This window comes from Butyricicoccus sp. AF35-5AC, from assembly GCF_003477715.1.
GTDB classification, from domain to species: domain Bacteria; phylum Bacillota; class Clostridia; order Oscillospirales; family Butyricicoccaceae; genus Agathobaculum; species Agathobaculum butyriciproducens.
Window position 1 is genome coordinate 1 of sequence record NZ_QUDX01000011.1, and the last position, 25,641, is coordinate 25,641.

Annotated in this window: 31 protein-coding genes, 1 tRNA gene and 3 pseudogenes; 4 read left to right on the forward strand and 31 right to left on the reverse strand. The window is 47.0% G+C overall.

Annotated features, from left to right (window positions below; all coding sequences use genetic code 11):
- Positions 1–16: 16 nt before the first annotated feature.
- The 19 genes and pseudogenes from DWZ82_RS12090 to DWZ82_RS12180 form a co-directional block, all read right to left on the reverse strand.
- Positions 17–169 (reverse strand): annotated as a pseudogene (locus DWZ82_RS12090) (Maff2 family mobile element protein); the annotation flags it as partial.
- A gap of 83 nt (positions 170–252) precedes the next feature.
- Positions 253–645: a helix-turn-helix domain-containing protein gene (locus tag DWZ82_RS12095; RefSeq protein WP_002304334.1), complete on the reverse strand. Its 393-nt coding sequence runs from the start codon at positions 643–645 to the stop codon at positions 253–255.
- A 5-nt stretch (positions 646–650) separates the two neighbouring features.
- Positions 651–971 carry a hypothetical protein gene (locus DWZ82_RS12100; RefSeq protein ID WP_118481057.1) on the reverse strand — a complete coding sequence of 107 codons (321 nt, stop codon included), beginning with the start codon at positions 969–971 and terminating at the stop codon, positions 651–653.
- Positions 972–983: 12 nt separating this feature from the next.
- Positions 984–1,217: pseudogene (locus DWZ82_RS15710) on the reverse strand (VirD4-like conjugal transfer protein, CD1115 family); the annotation flags it as partial.
- Positions 1,218–1,455: 238 nt separating this feature from the next.
- Entirely contained in the window at positions 1,456–1,776 is a 321-nt protein-coding gene (locus DWZ82_RS12110) for a DUF6572 domain-containing protein (protein WP_025489039.1), read from the reverse strand.
- A 90-nt stretch (positions 1,777–1,866) separates the two neighbouring features.
- Entirely contained in the window at positions 1,867–2,412 is a 546-nt protein-coding gene (locus DWZ82_RS12115) for a hypothetical protein (RefSeq protein ID WP_118365215.1), read from the reverse strand.
- Positions 2,413–2,481: 69 nt separating this feature from the next.
- On the reverse strand, positions 2,482–3,687 hold the full coding sequence (locus tag DWZ82_RS12120; protein WP_118437746.1) for a hypothetical protein: 1,206 nt from the start codon (positions 3,685–3,687) through the stop codon (positions 2,482–2,484).
- Positions 3,688–3,727: 40 nt separating this feature from the next.
- Positions 3,728–4,315, reverse strand: a complete 588-nt coding sequence (locus tag DWZ82_RS12125) for a hypothetical protein (protein ID WP_118365216.1) — start codon at positions 4,313–4,315, stop codon at positions 3,728–3,730.
- Between the two features lie 30 nt (positions 4,316–4,345).
- A complete protein-coding gene (locus DWZ82_RS12130; RefSeq protein WP_002592082.1) occupies positions 4,346–4,804 on the reverse strand; it encodes a hypothetical protein in 459 nt (152 codons plus the stop codon).
- A gap of 80 nt (positions 4,805–4,884) precedes the next feature.
- Positions 4,885–5,997, reverse strand: coding sequence for a hypothetical protein (locus tag DWZ82_RS12135; RefSeq protein ID WP_118365217.1), 1,113 nt, complete (start codon positions 5,995–5,997; stop codon positions 4,885–4,887).
- A gap of 74 nt (positions 5,998–6,071) precedes the next feature.
- Positions 6,072–6,659, reverse strand: a complete 588-nt coding sequence (locus DWZ82_RS12140) for a hypothetical protein (protein ID WP_004613375.1) — start codon at positions 6,657–6,659, stop codon at positions 6,072–6,074.
- Positions 6,656–7,492, reverse strand: coding sequence for a hypothetical protein (locus tag DWZ82_RS12145; RefSeq protein WP_227166639.1), 837 nt, complete (start codon positions 7,490–7,492; stop codon positions 6,656–6,658). Before DWZ82_RS12145 ends, DWZ82_RS12140 begins: the two co-directional genes overlap by 4 nt.
- A 116-nt stretch (positions 7,493–7,608) precedes the next feature.
- Positions 7,609–9,261 carry a recombinase family protein gene (locus DWZ82_RS12150; protein WP_118437748.1) on the reverse strand — a complete coding sequence of 551 codons (1,653 nt, stop codon included), beginning with the start codon at positions 9,259–9,261 and terminating at the stop codon, positions 7,609–7,611.
- A 71-nt stretch (positions 9,262–9,332) separates the two neighbouring features.
- The gene (locus DWZ82_RS15415) at positions 9,333–9,500 is read right to left on the reverse strand and encodes a hypothetical protein (protein WP_004612784.1); all 168 of its coding nucleotides are present in this window, start codon (positions 9,498–9,500) and stop codon (positions 9,333–9,335) included.
- 266 nt (positions 9,501–9,766) lie between these two features.
- Positions 9,767–11,125, reverse strand: a complete 1,359-nt coding sequence (locus DWZ82_RS12155; protein WP_118359278.1) for a virulence-associated E family protein — start codon at positions 11,123–11,125, stop codon at positions 9,767–9,769.
- Entirely contained in the window at positions 11,085–11,771 is a 687-nt protein-coding gene (locus DWZ82_RS12160; protein ID WP_004612786.1) for a CHC2 zinc finger domain-containing protein, read from the reverse strand. The genes DWZ82_RS12155 and DWZ82_RS12160 overlap by 41 nt, the downstream gene beginning before the upstream one ends.
- Before the next feature lie 15 nt (positions 11,772–11,786).
- Positions 11,787–13,031: a serine/arginine repetitive matrix protein 2 gene (locus DWZ82_RS12165; protein ID WP_118437749.1), complete on the reverse strand. Its 1,245-nt coding sequence runs from the start codon at positions 13,029–13,031 to the stop codon at positions 11,787–11,789.
- A gap of 425 nt (positions 13,032–13,456) precedes the next feature.
- The gene (locus DWZ82_RS12175) at positions 13,457–13,762 is read right to left on the reverse strand and encodes a hypothetical protein (RefSeq protein ID WP_055271589.1); all 306 of its coding nucleotides are present in this window, start codon (positions 13,760–13,762) and stop codon (positions 13,457–13,459) included.
- Positions 13,746–14,039: a hypothetical protein gene (locus tag DWZ82_RS12180; RefSeq protein ID WP_002594258.1), complete on the reverse strand. Its 294-nt coding sequence runs from the start codon at positions 14,037–14,039 to the stop codon at positions 13,746–13,748. The genes DWZ82_RS12175 and DWZ82_RS12180 overlap by 17 nt, the downstream gene beginning before the upstream one ends.
- A gap of 341 nt (positions 14,040–14,380) precedes the next feature.
- On the opposite strand from DWZ82_RS12180, the gene DWZ82_RS12185 reads away from it, so the two are divergent.
- Positions 14,381–15,229, forward strand: coding sequence for a helix-turn-helix domain-containing protein (locus tag DWZ82_RS12185; RefSeq protein WP_002594259.1), 849 nt, complete (start codon positions 14,381–14,383; stop codon positions 15,227–15,229).
- Between the two features lie 50 nt (positions 15,230–15,279).
- On the opposite strand, the gene DWZ82_RS12190 is transcribed toward DWZ82_RS12185, so the two are convergent.
- The 12 genes and pseudogenes from DWZ82_RS12190 to DWZ82_RS12245 all read right to left on the reverse strand — a co-directional run bounded on the left by DWZ82_RS12190 (position 15,280) and on the right by DWZ82_RS12245 (position 22,853).
- A complete protein-coding gene (locus tag DWZ82_RS12190; RefSeq protein ID WP_002593334.1) occupies positions 15,280–15,663 on the reverse strand; it encodes a TnpV protein in 384 nt (127 codons plus the stop codon).
- Positions 15,664–15,758: 95 nt separating this feature from the next.
- Positions 15,759–17,288, reverse strand: a pseudogene (locus tag DWZ82_RS12195) (VirD4-like conjugal transfer protein, CD1115 family); the annotation flags it as partial.
- Entirely contained in the window at positions 17,288–17,770 is a 483-nt protein-coding gene (locus DWZ82_RS12200) for a PcfB family protein (RefSeq protein ID WP_002304320.1), read from the reverse strand. The pseudogene DWZ82_RS12195 and the gene DWZ82_RS12200, both read right to left, overlap by 1 nt.
- A gap of 36 nt (positions 17,771–17,806) precedes the next feature.
- The gene (locus tag DWZ82_RS12205; protein ID WP_002304317.1) at positions 17,807–18,118 is read right to left on the reverse strand and encodes a DUF5720 family protein; all 312 of its coding nucleotides are present in this window, start codon (positions 18,116–18,118) and stop codon (positions 17,807–17,809) included.
- A gap of 10 nt (positions 18,119–18,128) precedes the next feature.
- Positions 18,129–18,770 carry a DUF3846 domain-containing protein gene (locus DWZ82_RS12210; RefSeq protein ID WP_002588969.1) on the reverse strand — a complete coding sequence of 214 codons (642 nt, stop codon included), beginning with the start codon at positions 18,768–18,770 and terminating at the stop codon, positions 18,129–18,131.
- 54 nt (positions 18,771–18,824) lie between these two features.
- Positions 18,825–19,352 (reverse strand): hypothetical protein, encoded by a 528-nt coding sequence (locus DWZ82_RS12215; RefSeq protein ID WP_002304315.1) that lies wholly within the window; start codon positions 19,350–19,352, stop codon positions 18,825–18,827.
- 8 nt (positions 19,353–19,360) lie between these two features.
- Positions 19,361–20,287: a ParB/RepB/Spo0J family partition protein gene (locus DWZ82_RS12220; protein WP_002304314.1), complete on the reverse strand. Its 927-nt coding sequence runs from the start codon at positions 20,285–20,287 to the stop codon at positions 19,361–19,363.
- A complete protein-coding gene (locus DWZ82_RS12225) occupies positions 20,244–21,071 on the reverse strand; it encodes a ParA family protein (RefSeq protein WP_002304313.1) in 828 nt (275 codons plus the stop codon). The genes DWZ82_RS12220 and DWZ82_RS12225 overlap by 44 nt, the downstream gene beginning before the upstream one ends.
- Positions 21,072–21,077: 6 nt before the next feature.
- Positions 21,078–22,007 (reverse strand): DUF6017 domain-containing protein, encoded by a 930-nt coding sequence (locus tag DWZ82_RS12230; RefSeq protein WP_002304312.1) that lies wholly within the window; start codon positions 22,005–22,007, stop codon positions 21,078–21,080.
- The gene (locus tag DWZ82_RS15885; protein ID WP_265113830.1) at positions 22,004–22,138 is read right to left on the reverse strand and encodes a hypothetical protein; all 135 of its coding nucleotides are present in this window, start codon (positions 22,136–22,138) and stop codon (positions 22,004–22,006) included. Before DWZ82_RS15885 ends, DWZ82_RS12230 begins: the two co-directional genes overlap by 4 nt.
- Position 22,139: 1 nt before the next feature.
- On the reverse strand, positions 22,140–22,364 hold the full coding sequence (locus DWZ82_RS12240; RefSeq protein WP_021632741.1) for a hypothetical protein: 225 nt from the start codon (positions 22,362–22,364) through the stop codon (positions 22,140–22,142).
- A 412-nt stretch (positions 22,365–22,776) separates the two neighbouring features.
- Positions 22,777–22,853: transfer RNA gene (locus DWZ82_RS12245), tRNA-Arg, on the reverse strand.
- A gap of 687 nt (positions 22,854–23,540) precedes the next feature.
- Between DWZ82_RS12245 and DWZ82_RS12250 the strand changes: the two genes are divergently transcribed.
- The 3 genes from DWZ82_RS12250 to DWZ82_RS12260 are packed head-to-tail and all read left to right on the forward strand — an operon-like array spanning position 23,541 to position 25,641.
- Positions 23,541–24,908, forward strand: a complete 1,368-nt coding sequence (locus tag DWZ82_RS12250; RefSeq protein WP_243022950.1) for a pyruvate carboxylase subunit B — start codon at positions 23,541–23,543, stop codon at positions 24,906–24,908.
- A gap of 2 nt (positions 24,909–24,910) precedes the next feature.
- Positions 24,911–25,240, forward strand: a complete 330-nt coding sequence (locus DWZ82_RS12255) for an OadG family protein (RefSeq protein WP_118481060.1) — start codon at positions 24,911–24,913, stop codon at positions 25,238–25,240.
- Positions 25,241–25,254: 14 nt separating this feature from the next.
- Positions 25,255–25,641, forward strand: a complete 387-nt coding sequence (locus tag DWZ82_RS12260) for a biotin/lipoyl-containing protein (RefSeq protein ID WP_118481061.1) — start codon at positions 25,255–25,257, stop codon at positions 25,639–25,641.

Consider the following 25,641-nt stretch of genomic DNA (forward strand, 5'->3'; position numbering starts at 1 on the left):
TTTGTTCCCTTTAATTAGCCATGAACTGCTTCATGCCCTGGGACTTTGCGCCGGGGTTATCGTTGCCGTAGCCCTCAAGCAGATTGATTGCACCCCAGATGCCAAGACCTGCGCCCAGAGCGATAACGAGAGTCTGAAGAACGGTTACTGCGCTATTGAAAAATGCCATAATATTTTCCTCCTAAAATTTGAAATTGTTTTGAGAATAGAAAAAGCCCTCCGTACTACCGGCATCAAAACCGGACGGAAGGCTTAGTTTACGAGAATCTTTTCAAGGAACTCCTCGACGGTTATCACGCCAAGTTTCTGTTCCATTCTGCTTCTTGCATATTCAGTTTCACAATCATATATATCACCACCACCTTTCATAAGAAACAGCCAATACATTGACTGCAACAAATCTTCACGAGAAGCACAGATTGTCGGTGAAAAAACGACAGGTGAAACCTTCAGAACCTCTGCGAGTTTCGCTGTGGTTTCTGCATTAGGGGTTCGAGCGTTTTTCTCATACTGAGCAATACGGACATCCGCTGTTTTCTCGGAATACCCCATCAGGAGTCCAAGCTCTTTCTGGGTAAGGCGGCGAAATCGTCTAACGAACTTCAATCGCTGCCCAATAGAGGTATCCGTGATCCACCAAGTCATTTTTTTTACACCTCGCTTTCTGCAAATTCTCGATATACAACCTCATTTTTTGCTCTGCGCTTGCCTACGGCTTCACTGGGAGCAAGGTCAGGGTAGGTTGCCTGCACTTTCTGTCTGCTTCTGCGGACAGTTTCAAACCCCGGAAAGCTGCGTCTATCCAGTTCCTTCAAAAACACAGGAACCGTCATGGCATGAATGTCGATGCCACACAGACCGGAATAGTGTTCCAGTACCATCAGGTACAAATGATTGTCGGTATTTCTTGCCTTGTGGTCGTGTTCCAAGATGTTCTTAACCAGGGCAGATACCGTTTTCAGATTTTCCAAACAGAAACCTCCTTAATCCGCATCGACTACCACAAACTCATCACCTGCCTTGAGCTTCAACCTTCGACTCAGAAACTGCTCAATGTTGAACTCATTTCTCTTATCAAAGTCTGATGTGTACTTATAATTGGGGTGCTGCGTCAGATCGTACTTGTCAGAAAGAAACGGTCTGACACCACGCAACTGCAAAATACACTTGCTGCCATCCAGAACCGCAAGCTCATCTACGCTCGCAAGGTCTTTGCCACAATGTCAAGTGATGAATTCAAAAAAGACAAGCACTATCCAAAGAAAAACTTCTTTTATGGTATCTGCCTATTTTGTTTTCGATAGTTTTAGCTGTGATACATTTAATTTAGGGTGCAAAAAAGCAGGAGACCTTTCGGATCTCCTGCTTAGTAAAGCTGTGAAGATTTAATTGTGGTTGGGCTGCCTGCTATGCAAACTGAATTTTGTTTTACTAAGTTCTACAAACTGGAAACTGTTAGCTAATCTGTGCCTTGATTTTTATCCCTATCCGTCCTAATTGATCTTGAACTACTTGCAAAAATTTCTGGCAGTTATCTGTTATATCATACTTGAAATGGATTTCTATCATAGCCATCTTAAAATCAGCATTGGGGTATATTTCATCGTACTGTTCGCTTTCGATAAAAGCCACATACGCATTGATTTTATCTTGTAAAATCTTCAAGTGTTCAAACTCATTGTCCCAATTCAAATGGTCGGTAATAAGGAGTACCAAACAAGCATTTTCTTTATCGTTTGCGATTGCATCAATCTGACTTGCGTTATCAACAGCCATAATATTTCTCCTTCCTAGTTCTTTATAACCATAACTCTTTCTCCCAATACATCTGTGACATTTCAATTACACAACTTCAAATTTCTGGTTTTACTTAACTTTAGTGTAGCTCTCCATACTAAAAGTTTCTAAATCAAACACTACCGCAGCAACACTGTCCTCATTTTCTTCAATAAGCCATAAGCGAGTCCATAAGGTTTGGTCGTTCATATTGGTAGCAGTTTTATCCTCACCATCGGTAATGATTTTTTCGGGATCTAATTTTGTTACAAAAATGTTTTCAGGTTTAAGACCTGGCAGGCTGCTCTTAAGTTCCTCCTCTGTTAGTCCTGCTATTTCCATTGCTTCAGCACCTTTATAATACTCAACATCTCCGTACCAGTAGTTATCGTTAACATTCTCGATGGATTTTAACCACATAAACTTATCGTCAACGAATTTATAACCAGCACCAGAGCCGGTATCTATTTCCCATGTCCCTTGTATCAGTGCATTATCATCGTTATTATCTTTGCTGTCAGTAGTACCGGCGCAAGCGGTAAGCCAAAGTAGTGTAAAACAGATCATCAGAATAGCTGCTGCAATTCTGAAAAACCCACTTTTGCGGTATTTAATCATATTCATATCATAGTTCATAGGTAACCTCCAAGTTATATCCTCTTTATTTTCGTAAGCCTTTCTCCATTGAAAAATGAAGAAAATCTTTTATTCCCGTTCCCGTCTACTCCGTTTTTTCTTTCGGGGATCTGGCGGCGGAGAGAAGGTCTGAATGTAATCCTGCCAGATCAGCGTCACATCCTGAGAAAGAAAAGCAGCGACACGATCTTGTTCGGAAGTTTGCTCTGGGAAAAAGGACGCAAATTTCTGTGCCAGCTGTTCTTCTTTTTCATACAGTTTAAGTGTGCCTTCGTATCCAATCAATTCTTTCAGCACAGCAGTAAACTCCGTGTACCGGTCCCCTCGAATATCCAGATCGACCTTTGCTTTGGCAGTCATGCCGTTAAGGTAAAGTACCTTCAGGGAAGTATGGTTCCTGAACCGATTCATTGTGAACCATAAAGCCAGCTTTTTTGAGAGTAGCTTACCGCCAATCAGCATCCAGTTCTGGCTTTGGTATATTTCCAGATACTTTTTCATGCCCTCATCTTCAAACTCTATTGGTTCAAAATGTTCTCCATCCAGCAGCTGTTCCAGCTGATTTTTGCTGAGAATCTGATTCAGTACCGGTATGTTCCGGTAAGGCGTGCAGATATAGCGTCTCATTTTCTGAAACAGCGCTACAACCAGAACTGCTGTGCCAAGTAAAAACAGAAAAAGCTCTCCATCCATTTCGATTTTCCCGGTTGCCGTTACCCAGATGCCACGCAGAACCAGTACAACGCCAAAGCCCCACAGCCCGAAAACCAGCAACTTTCTCAGTGGATGAAAATGAATCCACTCAATGATCCGCACTTGCTGTTTGCCACTCATAGGTTTGCCACGCAAAAGTAGATGGGTGATCCATTTTCTTAGGATCAGTGGAATCCATGCAGTCGCACACATGAAGATTGCAACACTGGCATAAATGCCAATCCCAAGCCAGCCATTATCCAGAAAAGCTTCCAGAAGCAGAAGGAGGATAATCGGAAAAATCATAGTGAAAAACAAGGGTAGAAATGACTCCTTGCGTATCCTCTTGAGATTTAAGTCATTAAGCGCAGAGTTGATACATATACCAAGAATCATGGCTGCTGTCATACCACCTGCCACCCATTTTTTACGATCTCCGTATCGCATGATATGTACAGTTTCGTGCATATAAGGAAGTTTTCCTGTAATACCTACATAAAAATAGAATCCCAAATAAGCCAGAGCCAAAAGTGCCCCTGCCAGCTTCAAAATTGTTTTTCCTGAAAGTTTTCGTTTCTCCATCTTCGTCGTTTTCCTATAAAATCACTGTTCCTGTATCAATTTATCCTTCTGTATCCCAAACAAAGCTATCTACCATGTCCCTGGCGGCCTGTTCAGTGGTTTCTGATCCGCTGAAATTTGTAAGCTGGATCAGGCAGAACCCGTAATCCTTTACAATATAGTATTGCGTGGTGACAATATCGCCCTCGTCGATGGTAAAGATATAAAGCAGATCCCCCTGCTCGGTATAGGTTCCATCCCCGTTCAGTTGTGCTTCAATACCATCCAGCTGCATCAAAATCTGTTGGACGATCGCATCCCGAAACTGCTCATGCTCATCCAGACTATATTTGTTCTTTCCTACATGGATGGAGATGTTGTCCGGCTTTTCATCATTTTCGTGGCCTTCCTCTATATAGAAAATCTGCGAATCAGTAGAATGCTTCTCAGATTTCTCCCATCCATCCGGGACGGTATAACTTCCGGGAATCGCGTGATCTTCAGATGATATTTCGGTTTCGGAAGAAGAAGGTTCCTGCTGATCCGCCACAGATTCATCAGAGGGAGATTGCGGCGATGAAGCCCCATTTTTGCCGCATCCAGCAAGGAGCAGCACCATAGTTAATAACACAATTAAGATTTTTTTCATACTCTGATTCCTCTCACTTTATAATACTGGTTATCCGAGTTTGGAAACAATCTGGCAGAACATCTCAACATTTTCTTTCTGCCCCTGAATATCAGAGCCAATCGCATTGTTCATCAAAGAAATTTTCATTTTTTCTTTTCCAAAATGCAGCATTACGACTTTTCTTCCGGGCAGCAGCCCACCCTTGACTTCTGCCTTTGTTATGCTGCTTAAGGGCAGAGAAAGCCGGTTTTCAATTTTTGAGACATTGACGGAATTTACAATGACCATATTCAGGTGTTTCTCGGTAACTCCCAGATAGCAGTAAGCATTGCTCAGTGCGCCTAATGCAGCGGCAGCACCCCCCGTCAGTGTAGAAAGTCCTCCAATCAGTGCATAGGTATCAGCTCCGGCCATGATGACCGCCCATAACTTGCACTGATAGGCTTCGTTTTCCTTCAAAATGGCTTCCAGCATTTCATTTTTATCTTTTTCATTCATTGTAAGCATAATTGTTCCTCCTAATTATTGTTTTAAGTTGAGAACGCCGGATGCAATCCTTTGATAGATGCACCCGGCGTTCAAAAGCATTAGTCTGCTTTCAAATTTTTGTCCAGGATCACCAGTTCGCCGTTGCGTTCAATGATACCAGGCTGAACCACGACGATTTTCAGACCTTCCTGCAATTCCAGATACTGTGAAGCATAACCCCAAACCTTGACCTGATCGCCTTCCTCAAGCTCAATGGCAGTGCTTACAGTACCATCTTCATTCAAAATCTGGTTAGCAATACAGTAGAGCTGGCCGGTTGTATCCTCTGCGATGTAGAGAGACACATCCGAAGCGAGCGGCGTTCCGGCAATAGATTTATATTCACCGACTTCTTCGCCCCAAATAGTACCTTCACTGTAAAATCCAACGACCATATTTTCTTCATATCCCTCGATGATCGCATTGAAATCCTGAGCATACGGCTCCATCTCGGCTTTTGTAGTATCCTTGTAAGCGGCAATCTTTTCATTAGATGCCTGTTCTTTTACCTCTTGCGGCTGATAATCCTTGTATTCAAAAACATTGTCCGAAGCAAGCGTGATTGCTGTGTAGTCATCATCCAGAATGACTTTATAAACAGCAATTTCATCATCATCATCAGTACGATTGATGTCGATATTTCCTGCGGAATTCAGTTTATATCCGTCTACACCTTCCAGCGCCTTTTGTAAAGCTGCGTTGGACATCGCACAGTTGATCCCATTGAGCGTTACAAAGAAATCAGGATTTGGTTGATCCTTATCGGCAGAGTATTCCAGTTCTACCACCGTTCCGCCCTCAGCAGGCTTGCATGGCTCTGTCCCGGCATTTACGATTGCAACATCTATTTCCTGATCGTCTTTGGAAAGTTCCCCATAAATACGCTCGCCGGGTTGCAGAGAAACCTCTGCTGCATCATATTCTTCCGTTTCCAAACTCCAGCCGGCTTGTATCAGCTGGGAAGTTTCCAAAGGAAGCGTATAGTAAGTACCATCCAGTACGAACTCAGGTGTCCCGTCATTTTTCAGCTGAGACAGAATGGCCTCATCCGTACAGCCTTTATCGCTGCCCGCAGCTGCCGGAGCTGATGTCTGAGGTTTTGAGCCGCATCCGGCCAGCATACTGCATACCAGCACACATCCTGTCAGTAAAGCAATCCATTGTTTTTTCATAAGCGTAAATCCTTTCTGCGATTCTATCAAATTTGTTTTATGTATGAACAACTCATATCCTATATAAAGGTCGATTATGCCCCTATCAGCGTCATGACCACATAGAGTACGATAAGCAGGAGCGCAAGACACATTGCACAGAAAACGGCAATCGTCGTTTTGACCCTGTGCCGCTCCTTTAATGTCAGAACCATCATTGCAAGTACATCAAAGGAAAAGAAGAACTGGCAGATTCCAGCTAAAACCGCCAACCATTTCGGATGTATGCCGTCTTTGCATGACTTTATCAGATAAGCGATAGCATAGGGAGCTGCCCCTAATAGAATCCCGTATCCCAAAATCAAAAAAACAATGGTTACCAGTCCGAACAACGCCATCAGCGGCAATGGGAAGAATGCCATCAGCGTTACATATACAGTGATGCTCCCTCCGATCAGGTAGAACGGGATTAGTCCATACTTGATGATCAAAGTGCAGTTCAGCAATGTTTTTCTCGACCACTTTCTTCCTACGGTCAGCACAACAATCAAATTGACGATCCCCATAATAAAGGGCAGAAGGATCGATACTATCTGCAATGTGATTGCATTGCCAAAATGAACTGCCAAAAGAAAGAATGTATAAGACACAATTACATAGAGTACCGGGAGGATATAAGTCATTTAGCAGCCTCCTTTCTGCGCCGGATCAACCAGAGAATCAGCCAGATCAAGCAGACTGGGAACGAGAACAAGCCCAAAATAAAAACTCCGGCTCCAAACGATCCAAGGATTGAGTCCCCGGTGGCGATATTGCTGATGATTCCGAACAGTGCCAGACCAACGCTGAAAGAGAGCCAGCAAAAGAAAGCATATTTACTCTCTTTGGCGCTTGCGGGTATTCTTGATTCTCCCTTTTTATTTCCAAGCTGGGTTTTTAGCTGTTCGCTTAGAAGTCGTTCCTGCTTCTCTAATTCAGTGTCTCCGATCGCCCTTGCGTAATCTTCACGAAGTAGGTGATACCCCAGTTTATCCTGCGTATTTTTTGCTCGGTGCAAAAACTGCTCCAAAGTTTCTTCCGCTTCTGTCCAGCGCTGTTGTTCCAGCAGAGCGGAGAACCAGTTCGCTGTAATGATGTTTTTGGAATGCTTGCTGAGTGCCCAAGGACGCCAGCGATCCAATCCATGTTTCAAATTCTCAAGGTTGTGATCGCTTTGATATGCCACCACATAGGGGTTAAGTTTCTTTGCCAGCCAGTGTTCATATTTGCAATATGCGAAAAAGCATAGAGCCAGCAGCACAAGGAACACTACAACAGCAATCCACATAGTCTCGTAAGAAAAAAAGTGATCATAAATCAAGCACGCAGCTCCGGAGAGAGCCGCAATGCTGAAAATTGGCCATGGATTTCTCATAATAGCAATATCTCCAATCATCTGTTTGAATAAAGATTCCGATATGGTCAAATTGTCATATCTATATGCAAACATTATAGCATTTGCATGATCTTTCGTCATCATTTTTCTGCTGTACGGCTAGGAATTTAATTGTAAATAAATTATGAATATATCTATTGCAATTTTACAAAAAGAAAAGCCTCATCCCTCGCTGATTGAAAGATGAGGCGAAATGATTATGCTGTAATCTCCGGGATTTCTCCGACAAAGTTATAAACGATTCTGACTTCCTGCACCTTCTGTCCGTCAATCTTCTTGACTTCGCCCACCAAAATTTTGCTGATGAGCCGGTTCAGCACCGCTTCATCCAGTTCTTCAATGGCTGCATAACGCCGGATTTCTTTGATAAAGGTGCGGACTTCATTTTCCTGTTCGTCAGAGTGGCGCATCATCAACAGCAGGTCTCGCAGGCGCTTCTGGTTAGCTTCCTGCTCCTGCTCCAGTGTTGCTGTCAGCTTCATAAAACGCTGCTCAGTCAAGATTCCTTTTGCCTTATCGGTATATAGGCTCAGAAACATCTCATCAATTTCACGATTCCTGCTTTCCAGTCGTTGACATTCCTTCTGTGTCTGGGAAGCGTCCAGAAGATACCGGCGCTCCATCCGGTTGCTCAGCCGCTGATAAAAAGCATCGGCATCTTTGAGAGCAGTCTTTGCCAGCTCCTGAATATCTTTCAGCACAAGATTGTATAAATCTCTGGCTTCGATCTTGTGGCTGGTACAGGCGTTCTTGCCCAGCCTGTTATAGGTCTGGCAGATATAATACGCCTTATCAATCGGTTCCCGCTGTTCGCCGGTAAAACGGTTCTTTCCGGTTCTGCCAACCTTTTCATACCGCACCTGCATGGACTTTCCGCAAGTCGCACAATAAATGATACCGTGGAACAGGTTATAAAAGGGGCAGGAGTTGCCCTTCATAATGGTTGGTCTGCGGTCAATGATTTCCTGCACCTGCTCCCATTCTTCCGGGGAGATGATTGCTTCATGGCAATCCTCGATAATTTCCCAGTCCTCACGAGGGATAATATCATAGGTGTTGGAGCGAATCCCTTTCTGATGTGTCCGGCAGACCAGATGTGCGCCCTTATAAAAGGGATTCCGCAGGATATGGCTGATTCTTGCACTTCCCCATGAATAGTAATTTACATCACATTCTGTGTTACTTTTTACTCTGGTGATTGGGACTTTATCATCCATGAGCTGCTTTGCAATCCGCATACATCCCCAGCCATCCAGCGCCATATCATAGATTTTTCGGATTACCGGTGCTGTCTCAGGGTCACGGATCAAATGCCCCTTATCCTCCGGGTCACGCATCAAACCGAGGGGCGGCTGCCCACCACAAAACTTCCCCTGCCGGGAACGGGTCATACGCCCTGCCAGCACCTTTTTGGAAATATCCCGGCTGTACATATCGTTCAGGATATTCTTAAACGGCGTAATGTCCATTTCCTGACGGGTCAGGCTGTCCACTCCGTCTGTAATGGCGATATAGCGTACATTGTGTTTTGGGAAAAAGATTTCGATATAGCTGCCAGCTTCGATATAATTCCTGCCCAGTCTGGACAGGTCTTTGGTGATAACGCAGCCGATCTTTCCCGCCTCAATATCGGCAATCATGCGCTGAAAAGAAGGGCGGTTGAAATTGCGGCCTGTATAACCGTCATCCACATAATACTCATACTGGAACATTCCGTTTTTTTCGGCAAAGTCCCGGAGCATAAGTTTCTGGTTGCTGATGCTCATGCTCTCATTATCGCCGCCATCCTCCAGAGAGATACGGCAATAAAGGGCTGTGATTTTCTGATTCACTTGTTTTTTCCTGCTCATAGTGTTCTCCTTCTATGAACAGGGACACGATACCATTATAATACCATGCCCCTGTCCATGATTCAACTGCTTTACGCCGCTTTTCGTGCCATTTCCTGATGCTCTAACCATTCCTCGAAGTGTTCGCAGGTCTGACGCTCGATCAGCTGCTCAAAGGCTTCCCGCATGGTTTTGTCCCCAGAAAACTCACGAACCACTACAAACTGGACTTTTTTATTCTGCTTCTTGTTTTTCTCCATAGGCTACCTCCATAGAATAGGGGATCAGACGGTAGCTGTGGCAACGAAGTCCGGCAACGGACATCAAAAAACCTGTAAACTATCGTCTGACCCTGATTTCTTACTTTTCAAATTTTCTTGTAAAATCTCGTTGCTTTCGTTGCCGGAAACATAGATAGATAATAAAAATCCTTTATTTACGGGCTTTTTCCATATCAAAACCATAAATTTATCAGCAACGAACCCGGCAACCAACTGGCAACTATCCCGGCAACAGACCGTCCTTGTCAGGCGATCCACTCCTGCGGAAGTTCCAGCTGACGGCATTCTTCTTCACTCAGTTCTACAAATCCACCTTCGTTGCTGGGTAGTTCGTTGCCGGAAGTGTCCCGTTCCCAGCCCTTTTGTCTGCCATATCCGGCAAACATCCGGGGATTGGAAAAAGGCTTCCAACCGGTCACGACCGTGTTCATGATCTCATTGATATTGTGGAGCTGCCACCGCTTCGGCTCATCAAAGGTATGTCCCAGCGCCTCCTTGAACAGCTGTTTTGAGCAGACCATGTTTCCGGTGTAGTGTTCCAGAAATCCCTGTATCTGTCCAGCTTCGGTGTCCTCCGGCATGAAGTCTTTCTGCACCTCCACCAGTTGACGCTGGATGGACTTGCTGAATTTCATGGAATACTTGCCGCTGTGGTAAATGCTCATAGCTTCTGCCCATACCTGCAACAGATACGCTCTGGAAGCGTCCTCGTCCTCCAAAATGTGAACCTCTGCCTTCTCCGGGTAAATCATGATTGGGAGAAAGCGCCGGTTCCCGGCTCGATCCAGCGGCAGAAAGTCCAGGGTATTCGAGGAACCACCGAACACGCACTGCCGAAGCCGGTCTTTAGGCTGAGATTCATAAGGTGTCCGGTAGGTTTCCTTCTGTCGGCTAATAAAGGAACGGATTTCTTCAATGCTCTTTGCGCTGCTGGTGGCAAGCATCTCTGACATCTCAATGATCCAGTGACCTTGTAGCTTTTGGAATACCCGGTCGTCATCCAACTTCTTCAGGTCATCAGAGAACCATTCGTCCCGGATCGCCAGCAGTCGGAAGAATGTGGACTTCCCGGCACCCTGACCGCCCACCAAACAAAGCATTTCTTCATATTTGGAACCGGGACGGAATACCCGGCGTATAGCACCCAGCAGGAAATGTTTCAGCATTTCTTCCACATAGTCACTTTCATCAGCACCAAGAAAATGGTGCAGACAGGATCGGATGCGTGGTGTACCGTCCCAGACAAGACTGTTCAGCACATCCTGAATTGGATGGTAACAATTTTCGTTTGCTACGATAGAAAGGGCAGCCGTGATCTTTTTCTCACTGGTCAGCTCATAGTTTCTCTCAAAATAGAGGAGAAGATATTTCACATCAGTATCCGTCAGAGCGCTGGTATTCCTGCGCCAGCCCAAGTCCTGTACAATGTCTACCCGGTCTGTCAGGAGATTAAGCCGGATGGCATCCCGCAGGAGTGGATCGCAGCAGAACACAATCCGGCAGTTGTCGATGGTGTTGGCTGTTTTTCCCTTGTCGGTAACAGAAAGGCTCTGCCGCACCTTATCAACGCTCTGTTCCGGCGCTATGGCTTCGGCTGCGCTCATCACAGCCTGCTGGGTGGCTGGCGATAAACTCTGATATTCGCTGTTCAATTTTCCTCACCTCTTTTCCATACTCCGCAACTACAAAAGCTCGTTCTTCTATGCTGTCAGACAGAAGAAGATCCAACAGATATTCGATATATGGCTGCCTGTGCAGAGCCTCCACAAACAAAGGATTCCAGTCATCCTCCGGTTGTTTGGGCGCATATTCTTCTTTCCATCGTTCCAGCAAACGCAGGTAGTCGCACAGCACCCGAAAGCATTTCTGCTCTGCCTGCCGGTATCGCATTTCCTCGCTGATTTTTCTTTTGATTACTCTCTTTTGTGGCGGATCGTGGCCTTTGCGGTCAAAGCTGATTGAGAAGTCCTCTGCCAGCTTTAAGGCAGCTTCTTTACTGCTTAGTCCAAAAAGACGGGAAGTGAAATCAATCACATCTCCATCTGCCTGACAGGCAAAACAATGGAACCGTCTGTCCACCTTCATGCTGGGATGCCTGTCATCGTGAAACGGGCAACAAGCCATCCCGTTGCGTCCTACTGAAATTCCATAAACCAAAGCAGCCTGCCTTGTGGTAACAGACTGTTTTACTGCTTCAAATACATTCGTTTCTTCCACCTCCAAACAATGCAAAAGGCATCCGGTTTCCATAGAAAATCAGATGCCTCACAATTCCATATCCTGTTTTCTTGTTGGAGCAATCCGTCCTTCACGCTCCCAGCGCTCCCGGTTCTCCCGATCAGCGTCCAGTTTGCCTTGTGCCAGCTTCTCCTTAATGGATTTTCTGGCTTTATTTTTGATCTGCTCTTTGCCAGCCTGTTTGACCTCCGGTTTTAACAGCACCGCCTGTACCTTTTTGAGAACTTTTTCAGCAGACTGCTGTAATTTTTCTCGCACCCTACTCAGCAGAGTGTTCGCTATCTTCACAACTTCTGGCGAATTTTTGGCATTGGGCGATACCACGCTCTTTCGATATTTCTCAATTACTTCCATATCTTCAAGCTGGGTTTGTTCCCGAACCTTGTCGGTCACAACCTCCACCGCCTTGTCATAGGCTGCACCGGAAACATCTTCCAGCAAGGTTTCTACATCCTCAATTTTTAGCGTCAGTTCCTCCAGCTTTTGTTCCTGTGTCGCCAGCTGCTCCTTCTGCTTCATCAGGATATAATCCTGCTTTTCCAAATAGTCACGCCCACCATAAGACGGCTCCTGTTCCAGATGCAGCCCATGCCGTTTGGCAACGTCAAATAAGATTATCCGACAGACTGCATCAAAAGTCTGTTTCCGGTTATTGTGCTTTCCTTTTGGCTGTTCCGGTTTAGGGAGAGGGATACCCAGTTCCTCCAACGCCTTTTCCTGCTGGGGGCACAGCTCTCCATACCGATTTTCACAGTCAAATACATGGCGCTCATGGATGTGCGGAGTTCCTTCATCCAGATGGAGCGCCCAGTCTAAAATGTGGATATGAGAACCGAAACGGTTTTCAAATTCCTCATAAAATTCACTGACAATGAGCGCTAAAGTCTCTGGCGGAACGGATTCTTCCATAGTGCCGATCTGGTAGATGCTTTCTTCTGGACAGGTCTTGTTATTTTTCAAAAGATCATCCACAGTGCGATTGCGCTCAATGTGCCGGGTTTTCTCGTTCCGGGCGTTCTGAGCATTGACATGGTCGGCATAATGCTCGTAGTAATACATCCGTTCAATTTCCTCAAAGCTGAAATCCGGCTGCTCTGGGTTTTCCCGAAAGTCGTGGGTGGTAAAGCCCCGGTAACAATCCCAGTACACATTTTGTCTGGCACGCTCAGCGTCAATGTGTTCGCTATTTTCTACATCGAACCGACGGTCATTGTGCCGGGGATTGTAAGTGCCATGCTTCCCAGATCGTCCATTGTGTCTTGTTAATTTCAAACATTTTTCCTCCTTCCTGCAAAGATGTTCTGGGCTGGGGAGGGCGGCAAAGCCGCCAGACCTGCGAAGTTTTGCGTCAGGTAATACCCAGTATAAGTTGACGCAGGCATCAACTTTCCCTGGGCAAGGCGTTTCACCCTTGACCCGATGAGGCTGGCTGCCCTCAACCCGCCAATGGGCATTGCCCCTTGACCCCAGCAGTGCGCTGCCGCCCCTGCACCCCGGCACAAAGGGCTGGCTGCCCTCTGTACTCCCGCACCGGCGAAGCTGGCCTTCACCGCAGAAGCGGTTTTTGCCAGTTTCACCGGCTCCGTATCCGTACATTTACGCCCATAGGCGAGAAGTGGATACAGAATACGCCTGCGGAAATTGCCGATCAAAACAGCGGGTGCAGACCCGATATTTTTTCGTAAATCGCCCTCATTTTAAGCGATTTTTTCTTCTGTCTGTATGACCTGAAAGCCATGCTCTTTTGCGTACTCCCTTGCAGCTGCCAGCCGTTCTTCGCTGTACGGCGGCACCAGCCGGATCGAAAGTCGTGACTTGTCCATCACATAGGTCACGCTACCTTCCGGCGTACTGCGTTCCAAGCGGCACAGCAGAGGGTACTTCCGGCTGAAATCCTCCAGTCTGCGTTTCAAGCTGGCATTGAAGGTGTAGATACTGGCAATCGTCTCGCCCTCATTCCAGTTGATGATGGTTTCTTTTTCATATTTAGACAGCTTCCTCATACAGTTCCTCCTCATAATCGGTGTTTGCTTTCAGCGCACGCAGACTGCGTCTAATCCGGCGGTATTCGTCCATCTCCATACGCAGATGATGGTAAAAGGCTTCGTACCACCTTTCCTCTGTCTCTGTCTCAATTTTACGAGCAAGATGAAGCATCTGGCTTTTCGCCTCCGGGTCAACAGTCAATGCTGTCAGCCATTTCAGCCTTGTCACTGTGTTGTGATGGCTGGGGCAGGCGTAAGCGTAAAGAATTTTCTTTTCCTTCATATTCAGTTTCATAATGATCTACCTCCATTCATTTGATGCGGTATGTTCCGCATCGTTTATTTTTCTGTCTGCCGGTCTGTCTGCAAAATATTCCTGCCCGGATTCTCTCCCAGCGTATTGTCCTCTTTGGTGCGCTCTTATCGTGGCGTCACTTCCCCGGAGGTCGTCCCCCTTGCAGTCGGTCATTCATTTTTCAAGGTTCTATGTCTCCTGACAAGAACCAGTTTACCGAAAAAAGAGGGCTGCTCCCGTATGTCCAAGACGCAGGAAAAGCACATGAAAACCGCATATTTCCACGCTCTCGGAAATGTGCTATAATGAAAAACAAAAACCGATGGCAAGGAGGTGCTTTGATGTACACAAAACTGTCAATCCCGGAACGGCTCAAAGACCTGCGAGTGGTGGATAAGCACCTGACGCTGGAACAGCTGGCAGAACAGACCGGCCTGTCTAAGTCGGCACTGGGGAAATATGAGAGCGATGACTACAAAGACATCAGCCCATTTGCGATTGCGACACTGGCAAAGTTTTACGGAGTGTCCACTGATTATCTGATGGGCGTGTCAGAAAATAAAAATCACCCAAACACGGAGCTTCAAGCTCTGCATCTGAGTGACGCTATGGTGGAACTTTTGAGCAGCGGAAAGATCAACAACCGCCTGCTTTGTGAACTGGCGACTCATCCAAATTTTTTGCGGCTGATGGTTGATATGGAAATCTTTATTGACCAGATCGCTGATATGCGGGTGAACCAGATGAATCTGATTCTGGAAGCTACCCGGCAGACCATTCTTAAAGAACACGCACCTGGAGAAAATGATCTGTATATGCGGACGCTGGAATTGGGTCAGGTACAGGAGAACGATTTTTACAGCCATATCCTTCATGATGATCTGGACAGCATTGTCCGGGATATACGGGAAGCCCATTTGAAAGACAAGACCACAGCCGACCCACAGCCAACACTGGATGAGGTCAAAGAGAATTTTGAACAGGCCATACAGATGGGAACCGACACAGAAGCTATGATCCATGAGTTCTGTGATAAAATGCAGATTCCTTTTGAAAAAATTTCATCCGAGGACTTTTCGGCTTTTCTGCGGATACTGAGCCTGTCCAAACTGCTTAAAAACCCAAACAATATGCGGGGAAAAGCCAAGTCACAGCCGTATTATATGCCAAAAAAGAAAAAGCGCAGGTAGCAAAAAGGCCATCCACTATAAAAGTGAATGGCCTCAGTTTTTCCACCTTCTCAGACGAAAATCATCTCAGACCGAATGACTTCCTCTGCCCGGTGGCGTATGCTGTTCATGTGACCGACCCATGCAAGCTGGTCTTTTGCTTTCAATTCCTCCGTGACTCCCTCTGTTTCTTTTATCTGGGCAATGATACAATCCAGACGGTTCTGTGCCTGCTCATCCAGATCGGCAAGATATGTCCACAGCTTTCCAGACAGAAGCAATTCATTGTACCGGTCGGGACAATACTCTTGCAGATATTCCCTGTGCATCCGTCCCCACCGTCCGATTGGGCGGCTTTCCTCCGGCAGCTGTAAGTCTGGAATATAGTAGTCTCCGACCAGAACATAGTCCAGACCGTTACTGTCATCATGGATATGCTTTTTCAATTTCTCCATAGCGACCTCCTGTTTTCGTTTTATCCGAATCCAGTTGATCGTGTCCCTGTTCATCTGTTATTCAAGGCAACTGAACTCGTCACCATGAATTATGGCATATCTTTGCCTAACTTCTGATAATTCAAGCCGTAAGACGGGCTGTTACCTCTGGTGTTGGAGGTGTTGTAGGTGTCGATAGTTTCTTTTCCCAATGCCTGATTCAGTTCTTTGAGCGTGGTTGGCTCAGAACCACCCAGGAAAATTCGGGAATCCATGTTGCCGATGATGGTATCGGCATTGTCTTTATAAATGGCTTTCAGCTGTGATTGTGCCTGGAGAACAAGGCAAGCCGATATTTCACGGCTTCGGATTGTCGCTACCAGTTTTTCCAGATTGGGAATCTGACCGATGTTTGCCATCTCATCAATCAAGCAGCGCACATGAACCGGCAGTCTGCCGCCGTACACATCATCTGCTTTCTCGCACAACAAGTTGAACAGCTGTGTGTAAATCATGGAGATCAAAAAATTAAACGTCGCATCCGTATCTGACATAATCAGAAAGAGCGCCGTTTTCTTATCTCCGAGAGTATCCAACTGCAACTCGTCATAGGCAGTCACATCTCTGACCTCCTGAATATCAAAAGGAGCCAGACGAGCGCCGCAGGAAATCAAAATCGACTTAGCGGTCTTGCCGGCAGCCAGCTTGTATTTTTTATACTGACGGACTGCAAAGTGATTCGGCTTTTTCTTTTCCAGGGCTTCAAACATCAGATCCACCGGGTTCTGGAACTCCTCATCATCTTCCCGCACCTCCATTGCGTTCAGGAACTCAATCAGGGTGGAGAAATTCTGTTCCTCAACCGGAGCTTCATAGTGGATATATCCGATCAAGGCACAGTAGAGCAGCGTTTCCGCCTTCGTCCAGAACTCATCACCGGCTTTTCCATCACCCTTTGTGTTGGCAATCAGCGTTGTCACCAGTTTCAGAATGTCTTTTTCTGAATGGATATAGGCAAATGGGTTATAGTGCATCGACTTCTGAAAGTTGATGGTGTTGAAAATCTTGATGGTGTAGCCATGCTTCAAAAGGGCGTTGCCGCACTCAATCACGATGCTGCCTTTCGGGTCAGTGACCACATAGGAACTGTGCATCTGGAGAAGGTTTGGCTTCAACCAAAAGCGAGTTTTACCGGAACCCGAACCGCCGATAATCAGAACATTCTTATTTCGGGCATTGGCAGGATTCTTCGGGCGATTGCTCATCATCAGCCGCTCCGTTTTCGTCAGGATCACATTGTCCTCGAACTTTGGTGCAATAAACGGCTCAATATCTTTTGCCGTTCCCCAACGAGCAGAACCGTACTCAACATTGTGTCGGTACTTCTTTGCGTTTTTGCCTTTTAGATAGACAGCCAGCCGAAGTCCTGCGCCGCAGAGAATACCAATCAGCAAATCCAACGGGTGAAAGCTGGGAAACGGATTGTTCAGGGCTATCGGAAGGGCATGAAAAAAGCTGAGGATTTTCGCAGATGAATCTGCCCCCTCAGCCAATCTCCATGCTTCTCCTAAATTCGTAGCGAACAACCCTACCAGAAAATACGGTAAATTCAGAATCAGGAGCTTTTTCATTTTTCTCTTATCCATCACAGATCACGCTCCTGTTTCTTCTCTCGAACCTTCTTCGGAATCGCTGCGACAATTTCCTTGAACTTCTTCAGCTGCGCCAGAACGCTCGGCTTTTCATTCTTGGTTAATGCCCTTGCCTGATGTTCCTTGCAGATTGCATCCAAAGCATCTGCATCTTTAGAACGGACAAAAACAAGAAACCGGGGAGGATCAACGGACTTATCTTTTCTTACGGCAAAGTCCACGCCATACTTCTTGGCGAGCTTTTCAAAATCACGGATACTCTCTTTGTCGATCTCAACATTCGTAGCACCCTGATTCTGTCCCAAAAGCTGTTTCACGGATTGCTTTCCATGAACGGCAGGGTCTCGTGCCTTTTTCATCTTCACTTTTTCCCGGTGCTGCAAATACTTGCGGATACCGGCAATGATAGTGCGCCCCGTCAGCTTGGTTGTGCTGATCGCCAGGTTTACTGTTCTGTTTTCAACTTCTTCCTGCATGATTCATCACCTCCTGCAAGCAGTAGAGTGAACAGATTATCGTGCCATATCTCTGTGGTCGTAATACAGATTGCCCTTGGCAACTGCGGCATGGCTGATAATCTTGATATTGCCAGCTTTCTGGTTATCCAGAGCCTTCTGATAACCCACATCGCTCAAATACAGGCGATTTCTTTCGCCTTTCCAACCGACAGGCGATTCATCGGTCAGCACATCGAAAATAATCATGTGCTTGGTGGCGTCATCAAATCGTGCCAAGTCCATATAGGTATGTCCCTGGTACTCCTTGGCACCATCCTGAATCCGCTTTCGCTCCATCAGCTCTCCAATCGTCGAATTTCTTTGCATAAGAACCTCCTTACAGAACATCTCGGTCAGGGTTACTTTTGTGGGGAACCGAATCAGCTTTGACAGGTGCATCTTCTTTCTTCACCATGTCATCCGGCAGGGGAAGCGCCATAATGCTGCGCCCCATGCGTACAAAAGTCTCAGGCTGATGAAAGTGTTCCTCAAACTGCTTCATCAGTTCCGGGGACAGAGAACAAAAATCATCCTCGCCCAATCCCACAACCAGAAAATCACCGGCGATAATGTCATAAATATCGCCGTCATCATCACGCAGCGCACGGTTCAGTTCTTTGCCTACGAGTTTACCTTCGTCGTGCATCACCAGTGCAACCGGCTCATTGAACGGATAAGTTGCCTCAATATCGCCACCTACGGCTTTCTGCAAATCCTCCAGCTCACAGCCGATCTGCACAGCCTGCGGATACATGAACGGCTTTACCAGCAACACATTCATGGTATCTGCCTGTTCTTTCTGAACCTCCCGTTCCTCGGTCGTGCCGAACGCAACACCGGTAAAGTTTTCGGAGTCCAGAATGTACTCCGAATTGTAATAAGCGGCTCTAACCTGTTCCTCTGCCGCATCGTGAGATTCTGCTTGCACCGTAACCGTTTTCTCCAAGGTTTCGGTGATCTTCACATCGTATTCTTTCAAGTTTCGATACCTCCGTTTCTTTGGAAATAAGAAAAGCGACCATCCATGAACCTGTTACAGTTCATAAATAGTCGCATCCACATCGGCTAAAAGCTCGAACAAGCAAATATCGTCCAGTTCGCAAATCAGGGAACCCATGTCGAAGAAAATATCGTCCTCGCATTCCACCGTAGTAACCACGCTGCGGTGTTCGTTAAGACAAATGGCTTCTTCCTTGTCCATCGTGATCGTAGACATACAGGACACCACATAGAATGTCATATCTTCTGCTAACCACAGCTCCTTGCTCTGAATCGTGCGAACTTTTTCATCGCCGCTCATATCTTCTACATAGGACAGAAGCCGCACGGCTCTGCTGTTCAGAAGTACCTTTCCCTGATAGTCGATACCCTCACCAGCAGAGGACAATACTCGATACTCGCTAATCATCTCGGCATTTTTCTGAAACGACTTTGCCAGAAGCGCAGGAGAAATATCATCGAACTCCTCACTGTAGTTTACGAGCATATCTACCATATAATCAGGATCGCAAAGGTCGTAGAGTTCTTCCAAAGCGCCCTGAATGTTTTTGGGTGTAAACATTTTTTACCTTACCTTTCCATTGATTTTTCTCTTTTTTTCTGCCATTGCTCCAAAAGCTGAATGATTTTATCCTCCATCTGCTTGTTGGTATAGGACTTCGGGAAGTATTTTCGCAACGAATCCGTTTTGAAGGTTACTCTGTCCAGCTCTCCCTTCTTGATTTCATTCATAATCTCGCACATCGCATCCAGCGTACACTCGCCCTCCTGTGCGAGCTTTTTAATTCGCTGTGCTTGCGAAAGGGAAGGAGCTGCTTGAGCATAATCCATTGCAGAAAGAAAATCCTTCTGTTCTTCACTTGCCAGATAGGAAAGCTCCACCGCAGGATTGAATTTGATCTGACCCGTATCTACCATATCCAGCAGTTCCGGAATCAGTTCGGTCAGACGGATATAACGGTGTACCTGATTTCTGCTTTCTCCTGCCTCCTGACCGACTATATCCATTGCCTGCAACTTCATCCCAACTTGGGATGAAGTTAAATCGGTGCGTTGACCTTGATGTTTAATCGCATCCAGCTTCATCTTATAAGCAAATGCTCTTTCACTCGGCAGGATACTCTCCCTCTGCAAATTCGCATCAACCATCAAAATAATGGCTGCATCATCGTCCAGGTCACGAACAATCGCAGGCATGGTTTCCTTACCCGCAAGCTCCGATGCCCGGTGCCGCCTGTGACCAGAAACGATTTCATAACCACCGTCGGGGTCAGGACGGACAATCGCAGGAGTGAGAACTCCGAAATCTCGGACGCTCTCTGCCGTTTTCATCATTTCTTCATCATCAACCACACGGAAGGGGTGTCCCTCAAAGGGGTGTAGCTCAGAAAGCGGAATTTCCTGCACACGCTCCTGCTGGGCTTCAGCTCTGGATTGATCGGTGGAGAAAATATCATCGTACCCCTTCAAGCTGATGTTTGCGCCTTTTTTCTGCATTGTTTAACACCTCCTTCGTCAGAATTTTATAGGCTTCGGCAACTTTGCCTTTGGGATCATGCTTGAAGATACTGGTTCCCTCTGCGCTGATTTCCTCTGCACGGACAGAGCGGGGAATGTCGGTCTTGTAAACCTTCAGCTTTCCGCCGTAGCTCTCCCGAATCAGATTGCTGATGTCTTTGGAGTAGTTGGTGCGGCTGTCCACCATCGTCAGAAGAATCCCTTCAATCCTCAGTTTCGGGTTGATTTGCCTCTTGACCTTGTTGATGGTTCCAAGCAGCTGTTCCAGACCCTTTGCAGGAAGGTATGCTGCCTGAACCGGTATCAGCACATTGTCGGCAGCTGCCAACGCATTGACGGTCAGCATACCCAAAGACGGCATACAGTCAAGAAGAATGTAATCATAATTCTGTTTGACTGTATCCAGGTATTGCCGGAGAATGGTTTCCCGGCTCATGGCATTGACCAGTGCTACCTCCATACCTGAGAGTTCGATGTTGGACGGCACCAAATCAACGCCCTCCGGATGATGAAGAATCCCTTCATCGGGAGTAATAGGGTTTTCCATCATAATCTTTCCCATCAGATCGGAAAGTGTCGGAGACAGATCATCCGGGCAGGGATTGCCCAAACTGACCGTCAGGGAAGCCTGGGGATCGGTGTCTACCAGAAGCACCTTTTTTCCTTCAAGAGCCAAGCCAACGCCCAGATTCTCGGTGGTGGTGGTCTTTCCAGTGCCTCCTTTCTGATTGACCACCGCAATGATGGTTGCTTTTTTCGACATTTATCGTCACTCTCCTTCCTCTCGCTTCATTTTCAATTTCTTAAATCCTCCTTCCAAATATCCGTGTGACATATCGTGCCGAACAAGAGCATCGTAGTAGGTGTCTATTGTCGTCGGCGCATTGTATATCGTAGTCAGCATATACTGACGGATATTTCTAATCTTTGTGGTGTTCTCCTTGAAGCAGTCCATAACATATCGAATGTGTTCGGCATTCAGTTTCATAAACCGACTGCGGACAATTTCTGCCGGACGCTCCTCTGCACCAATGCGAATCAACGGTCGCTTCGTGCAAACTGTTTCAACGATCAACTCCAGAATGTTATCCAGCATTTCGGAATCGTAAGGGTAATCCTTCTTCAACAAATCCATACTGAGCTGATCCGAGAAATAATCAAAGTATTCTTGATACCGGTCATTCTCGTCCATCATTCCACCATTTCCGGAAGGAAAGATAGAATCAGTATCACTAAATTCAGTATTTTTAATATCAGTATTATTACATTGTGATTTCGGAAGTTCTTGAGTTGTGATTTCCATTGTTCCAGAATTGTGATTTTCACAATTCAAGAGTTGTGAATCCACAGCAGAGATAAAGTTCTTCACATAGATCAGGTTGGGCTTTCCCAAACCCTGGCGCTTACGTTCAATCAATCCTGCTTTCTTCTCAAGTTCACTGAGCAGCTTGATAGCCTTTTGTTCAGCACAGTTCAGAGCCATCTTCGCTTCGTCGATTGTAAAAATGATATACACTCTACCGTTTTTATCTATCCAACCATTCTTGGCAGACAGGCTCATGCGGTCAAGCAAAATGCCATACAGCATCTTGGCATCGGCAGAAATATTCCAGAACCTCTCGTTCGTGAACAACACCTTCGGAACTCGATAGAATGTGAATAGATCGGATTGCTGACCGTAAAAATAATCAAAACTCACACGGCTTCACCACCTTCTTTCTGCGGAAAACTTTCTGTTGTCAGCGGAATGCTGCGGAAAGTCGTATCCGTCTTTTCGTAAGGACATCGGGCAAAATAGTAGAAGCGGTATTCCTGTTCATACACATCCATATCAACGAAGCCCCACTTCACGCATAACCTTCTTCGTACACCAACCAATGCACGGGTGATCTCGCCCATAGGGACAGCCATCACATTCCGACTTGGGTTTCGGCGGCAAAGAGATTAAGTAGTAGCAATTATTTCTACCCAGACGGCAGCCCTTTCTGCCATTCGTCCAGAAGTAGCAGTAATGACAGTCGCTCGGCTTGTCTGCGGTATAAACAGGCTTGCTCAAATAAAACACCTCCAATCTCTTGTATTTGCCCATGGGTTTGGGCATAAAAAAAGAGCGCCTATCCATCCCCAATGCGGGGCAAATAGACGCTCTATGTACATAACGATATTTAATTTTATCTGCTATAACTGCATGGTATTCAAAACATCCGCCTTTTTTGATTAGCTGGATTTTTGGCACGATTTTGGGGCTGATTAGCAGGAAGGGCATTTTCATTAGCAAGAACAGCCCGTTTTCTGCTAAAAATTAGCTGGCGATTTTGTCTTATAACAACCGTTCGATTCTGGAGGGGTTGTCAAAAATCAAATTTTGGAGTAGAATTTTATCTCATACAGTGAAAGAGCTTTTTCGTAGCTTTTTATATAAGAAAAGCCGAAAACCCTTGAAAACAAAGGCTTTCGGCGTTGTTCACTGGCGTCCATAAGAGGATTTGAACCTCCGACCCCACGCTTAGGAGGCGTGTGCTCTATCCAGCTGAGCTATATGGACGTGTCTGATATATGATTATAGCCCGATCAAAGTCGAACTGCAATCCCTTATTTAGTTTTTTTTGAGGTGGCCGTTGTAACGCAACCTTAGGAGGCGTGTGCTCTATCCAGCTGAGCTACTGAGACATTTATAAGTTTTATGCAATTTTCAAGGCTCGAAGGAATCGAACAATCTGCCGCTTAGGAGGCATGTGCTCTATCCAACTGAGCTACTGAGACAGGTATTAAAAATGGTGTGATTTGCGTGAAATGCAGTGTTTAAAGGACAAATTTGTTTCGTATCATATTTCACGTTTTTGCGCGGCTCTGAATGAGTAAATTTCAAAATCCATTCGTATCTTTATCTAACAACGGTCCGCGACCAGAGAAAATTCTCTGTGATAAAACACATGCTTAGGAGGGGGACGCTCGATCCAACTGAGCTACTGAGACATAAAAACAAAAGTTTTCGCGAGCGGCTCTTTCGTGCGGAGTCGCAGCACGCGATATATTTATATTACTGCATTGAGAGCAAAAAGTCAATTCCGAATGCGGTGAAAAAAGTAAAGTGCAGCTGTGCAAAATTAAGGAATCATATTCTTGCAAGCGGGTGCAGAAAGTGATATGATACAATTATATATATGGGGTTAATGAGGGGAATCACGAAACCCATTTATTTCCCGAAGGAGGGGGCATACTTGTGAAACAAATGCACATCACCGAAACGGTGCTGCGTGACGCGCAGCAGTCGCTGATTGCGACGCGAATGCCGTTTGAGGATTTCGAGGGCATTCTCGATGAGATGGATCAGGCCGGTTATCACTCGATTGAGTGCTGGGGCGGTGCGACCTTTGATTCCTGCCTGCGCTATCTGCATGAGGACCCGTGGGAGCGTCTGCGCAAGATCAAATCTCACATGAAGAACACCAAGCTGCAGATGCTGCTGCGCGGTCAGAACCTGCTCGGATATCACCATTATTCGGATGATACCGTGCGCCGTTTTGTCCGCAAGTGCATCGAGAACGGCATGGATATCATCCGTATTTTTGATGCGCTGAACGATCTGCGCAACATCGAGACCGCTGTGGACGAATGCCTCAAGGCAGGTGGCCATGCACAGGGCTGTATCTGTTACACACTGAGTCCGATCCACAATCTGGAGATGTTCGTTTCGCTCGGCAGGCAGATCGAAGCCATGGGCTGCAACTCGCTGTGCATTAAGGATATGGCGGGCATCATGTCTCCGCAGGAGTGCTATGACCTGGTTACCGCACTCAAGCAGAACATCAAAATTCCGGTTTATGTGCATACACACGCGACCACCGGTCTGGGTTATATGACTTATCTAAAGGCAGCGGAAGCCGGTGCGGACGGCATCGACTGTGCAACCTCGTGCATGTCGGGCGGCACCAGCCAGCCTGCGACCGAGTCCATGGTCTACGCGCTCCAGCAGATGGGCTATGACTGCGGCGTGGATTCCAAAACGCTGCATGAGATCAACGAATTTTTCGTGCCGGTCAAGGACAAGTTCGCGGCGAGCGGTATGTTCGACCCGTATGTCCTGTCCACCAAGACCGATGCGCTCGTGTACCAGATCCCGGGCGGCATGCTGTCCAATCTGGTGGCACAGCTGAAGGCACAGAACGCAATCGACCGTCTCGATGAGGTACTCGCCGAAACGCCGCGCGTGCGTGCCGATATGGGTTATCCGCCGCTGGTAACGCCGCTTTCGCAGATGGTCGGCGTACAGGCAACGGTCAACGTTCTCCTCGGCGGCCGTTATAAGTCGATCGGCAAGGAGATCAAGAGCTACATCCGCGGCGAATACGGCAAGGCACCGGGCGAAGTCAATCCCGAACTCGCCAAGCAGGTGCTCGGTGACGAGCAGCCGATGACCGGCCGCTTTGCCGATACGCTCGAGCCGGAATTTCCGGCTGCACGCGAGCATCTCGGCACGCATGCCCGCAGTGAAGAGGACGTCCTGTCCTATATCGCATTCCCGCAGCAGGCAGAGCAGTTCTTTGAGCGTCGGGAACAGACCTTCACCGCAAGCTATTCGTTCAAGGAGGTTAAGTGAGCATGGTACACGATCCAATCAGCGTACTGGACGCGCTCATGATCGCCCTGTCCGGTATCGTTATTGTATTTTTGATGCTGGCACTTCTCTGGGGTGTCATCGCTGTTATTTCCCGTGTGATGGGCGCGCTCGAAAAGCACACCGCGCATCCGGCTTCGGTCGGTGCAGCGGCTCCGGCGGCTGCAGCTCCGGCAGCAGCACCGGCACCTGCTCCGCAGGTCAAGCTGGAAGGCGTCAGCGAGGTGGAGGCGGCCTGCGTTATGGCTATCGTCAGCCACGAAACGGGCATTCCGCTCGATCAGCTTGTATTTAAGTCCATCAAGGCGGTTTAAGGGGAGAAAGAAACATGAAATATCAGGTATCGCTTAACGGCAAGCAGTTTGAAGTAGAAGTAGAAAAGGGGTCGGTAAGCGCAGTTCCGACCGGCGCGGCTCCCGCACCGGCACCGGCTGCAGCAGCACCGGCACCCGCGGCAGCGCCGGCTCCGGCAGCAGCACCCGCACCCGCAGCAGCGCCTGCAGGCGGTGAGACCGTTGCAGCGCCCATGCCGGGCACCATTCTGGATATCCGATGCACGGCAGGTCAGGCTGTTAAGGGCGGCGATGTGCTGTTTATTCTCGAGGCCATGAAGATGGAGAACGAGATCTGCGCACCGCATGACGGCACGGTCGGCTCTGTCTGTGTACAGAAGGGCGCTTCCGTACAGACCGGCGCAGCACTCTGCACGATGTAA

Coding starts and splice junctions, on each gene's coding strand:
- DWZ82_RS12095 (WP_002304334.1), bottom strand. CDS start 645: ATGACTTGGTGGATCACGGATACCTCTATTGGGCAGCGATTGAAGTTC.
- DWZ82_RS12110 (WP_025489039.1), bottom strand. CDS start 1,776: ATGGCTGTTGATAACGCAAGTCAGATTGATGCAATCGCAAACGATAAA.
- DWZ82_RS12115 (WP_118365215.1), bottom strand. CDS start 2,412: ATGAACTATGATATGAATATGATTAAATACCGCAAAAGTGGGTTTTTC.
- DWZ82_RS12120 (WP_118437746.1), bottom strand. CDS start 3,687: ATGGAGAAACGAAAACTTTCAGGAAAAACAATTTTGAAGCTGGCAGGG.
- DWZ82_RS12125 (WP_118365216.1), bottom strand. CDS start 4,315: ATGAAAAAAATCTTAATTGTGTTATTAACTATGGTGCTGCTCCTTGCT.
- DWZ82_RS12130 (WP_002592082.1), bottom strand. CDS start 4,804: ATGCTTACAATGAATGAAAAAGATAAAAATGAAATGCTGGAAGCCATT.
- DWZ82_RS12135 (WP_118365217.1), bottom strand. CDS start 5,997: ATGAAAAAACAATGGATTGCTTTACTGACAGGATGTGTGCTGGTATGC.
- DWZ82_RS12140 (WP_004613375.1), bottom strand. CDS start 6,659: ATGACTTATATCCTCCCGGTACTCTATGTAATTGTGTCTTATACATTC.
- DWZ82_RS12145 (WP_227166639.1), bottom strand. CDS start 7,492: ATGACGAAAGATCATGCAAATGCTATAATGTTTGCATATAGATATGAC.
- DWZ82_RS12150 (WP_118437748.1), bottom strand. CDS start 9,261: ATGAGCAGGAAAAAACAAGTGAATCAGAAAATCACAGCCCTTTATTGC.
- DWZ82_RS15415 (WP_004612784.1), bottom strand. CDS start 9,500: ATGGAGAAAAACAAGAAGCAGAATAAAAAAGTCCAGTTTGTAGTGGTT.
- DWZ82_RS12155 (WP_118359278.1), bottom strand. CDS start 11,125: ATGAGCGCAGCCGAAGCCATAGCGCCGGAACAGAGCGTTGATAAGGTG.
- DWZ82_RS12160 (WP_004612786.1), bottom strand. CDS start 11,771: ATGGAAACCGGATGCCTTTTGCATTGTTTGGAGGTGGAAGAAACGAAT.
- DWZ82_RS12175 (WP_055271589.1), bottom strand. CDS start 13,762: ATGAGGAAGCTGTCTAAATATGAAAAAGAAACCATCATCAACTGGAAT.
- DWZ82_RS12180 (WP_002594258.1), bottom strand. CDS start 14,039: ATGAAACTGAATATGAAGGAAAAGAAAATTCTTTACGCTTACGCCTGC.
- DWZ82_RS12185 (WP_002594259.1), top strand. CDS start 14,381: ATGTACACAAAACTGTCAATCCCGGAACGGCTCAAAGACCTGCGAGTG.
- DWZ82_RS12190 (WP_002593334.1), bottom strand. CDS start 15,663: ATGGAGAAATTGAAAAAGCATATCCATGATGACAGTAACGGTCTGGAC.
- DWZ82_RS12200 (WP_002304320.1), bottom strand. CDS start 17,770: ATGCAGGAAGAAGTTGAAAACAGAACAGTAAACCTGGCGATCAGCACA.
- DWZ82_RS12205 (WP_002304317.1), bottom strand. CDS start 18,118: ATGCAAAGAAATTCGACGATTGGAGAGCTGATGGAGCGAAAGCGGATT.
- DWZ82_RS12215 (WP_002304315.1), bottom strand. CDS start 19,352: ATGTTTACACCCAAAAACATTCAGGGCGCTTTGGAAGAACTCTACGAC.
- DWZ82_RS12220 (WP_002304314.1), bottom strand. CDS start 20,287: ATGCAGAAAAAAGGCGCAAACATCAGCTTGAAGGGGTACGATGATATT.
- DWZ82_RS12225 (WP_002304313.1), bottom strand. CDS start 21,071: ATGTCGAAAAAAGCAACCATCATTGCGGTGGTCAATCAGAAAGGAGGC.
- DWZ82_RS15885 (WP_265113830.1), bottom strand. CDS start 22,138: ATGGATGTGTATGAACAGGAATACCGCTTCTACTATTTTGCCCGATGT.
- DWZ82_RS12250 (WP_243022950.1), top strand. CDS start 23,541: ATGCACATCACCGAAACGGTGCTGCGTGACGCGCAGCAGTCGCTGATT.
- DWZ82_RS12255 (WP_118481060.1), top strand. CDS start 24,911: ATGGTACACGATCCAATCAGCGTACTGGACGCGCTCATGATCGCCCTG.
- DWZ82_RS12260 (WP_118481061.1), top strand. CDS start 25,255: ATGAAATATCAGGTATCGCTTAACGGCAAGCAGTTTGAAGTAGAAGTA.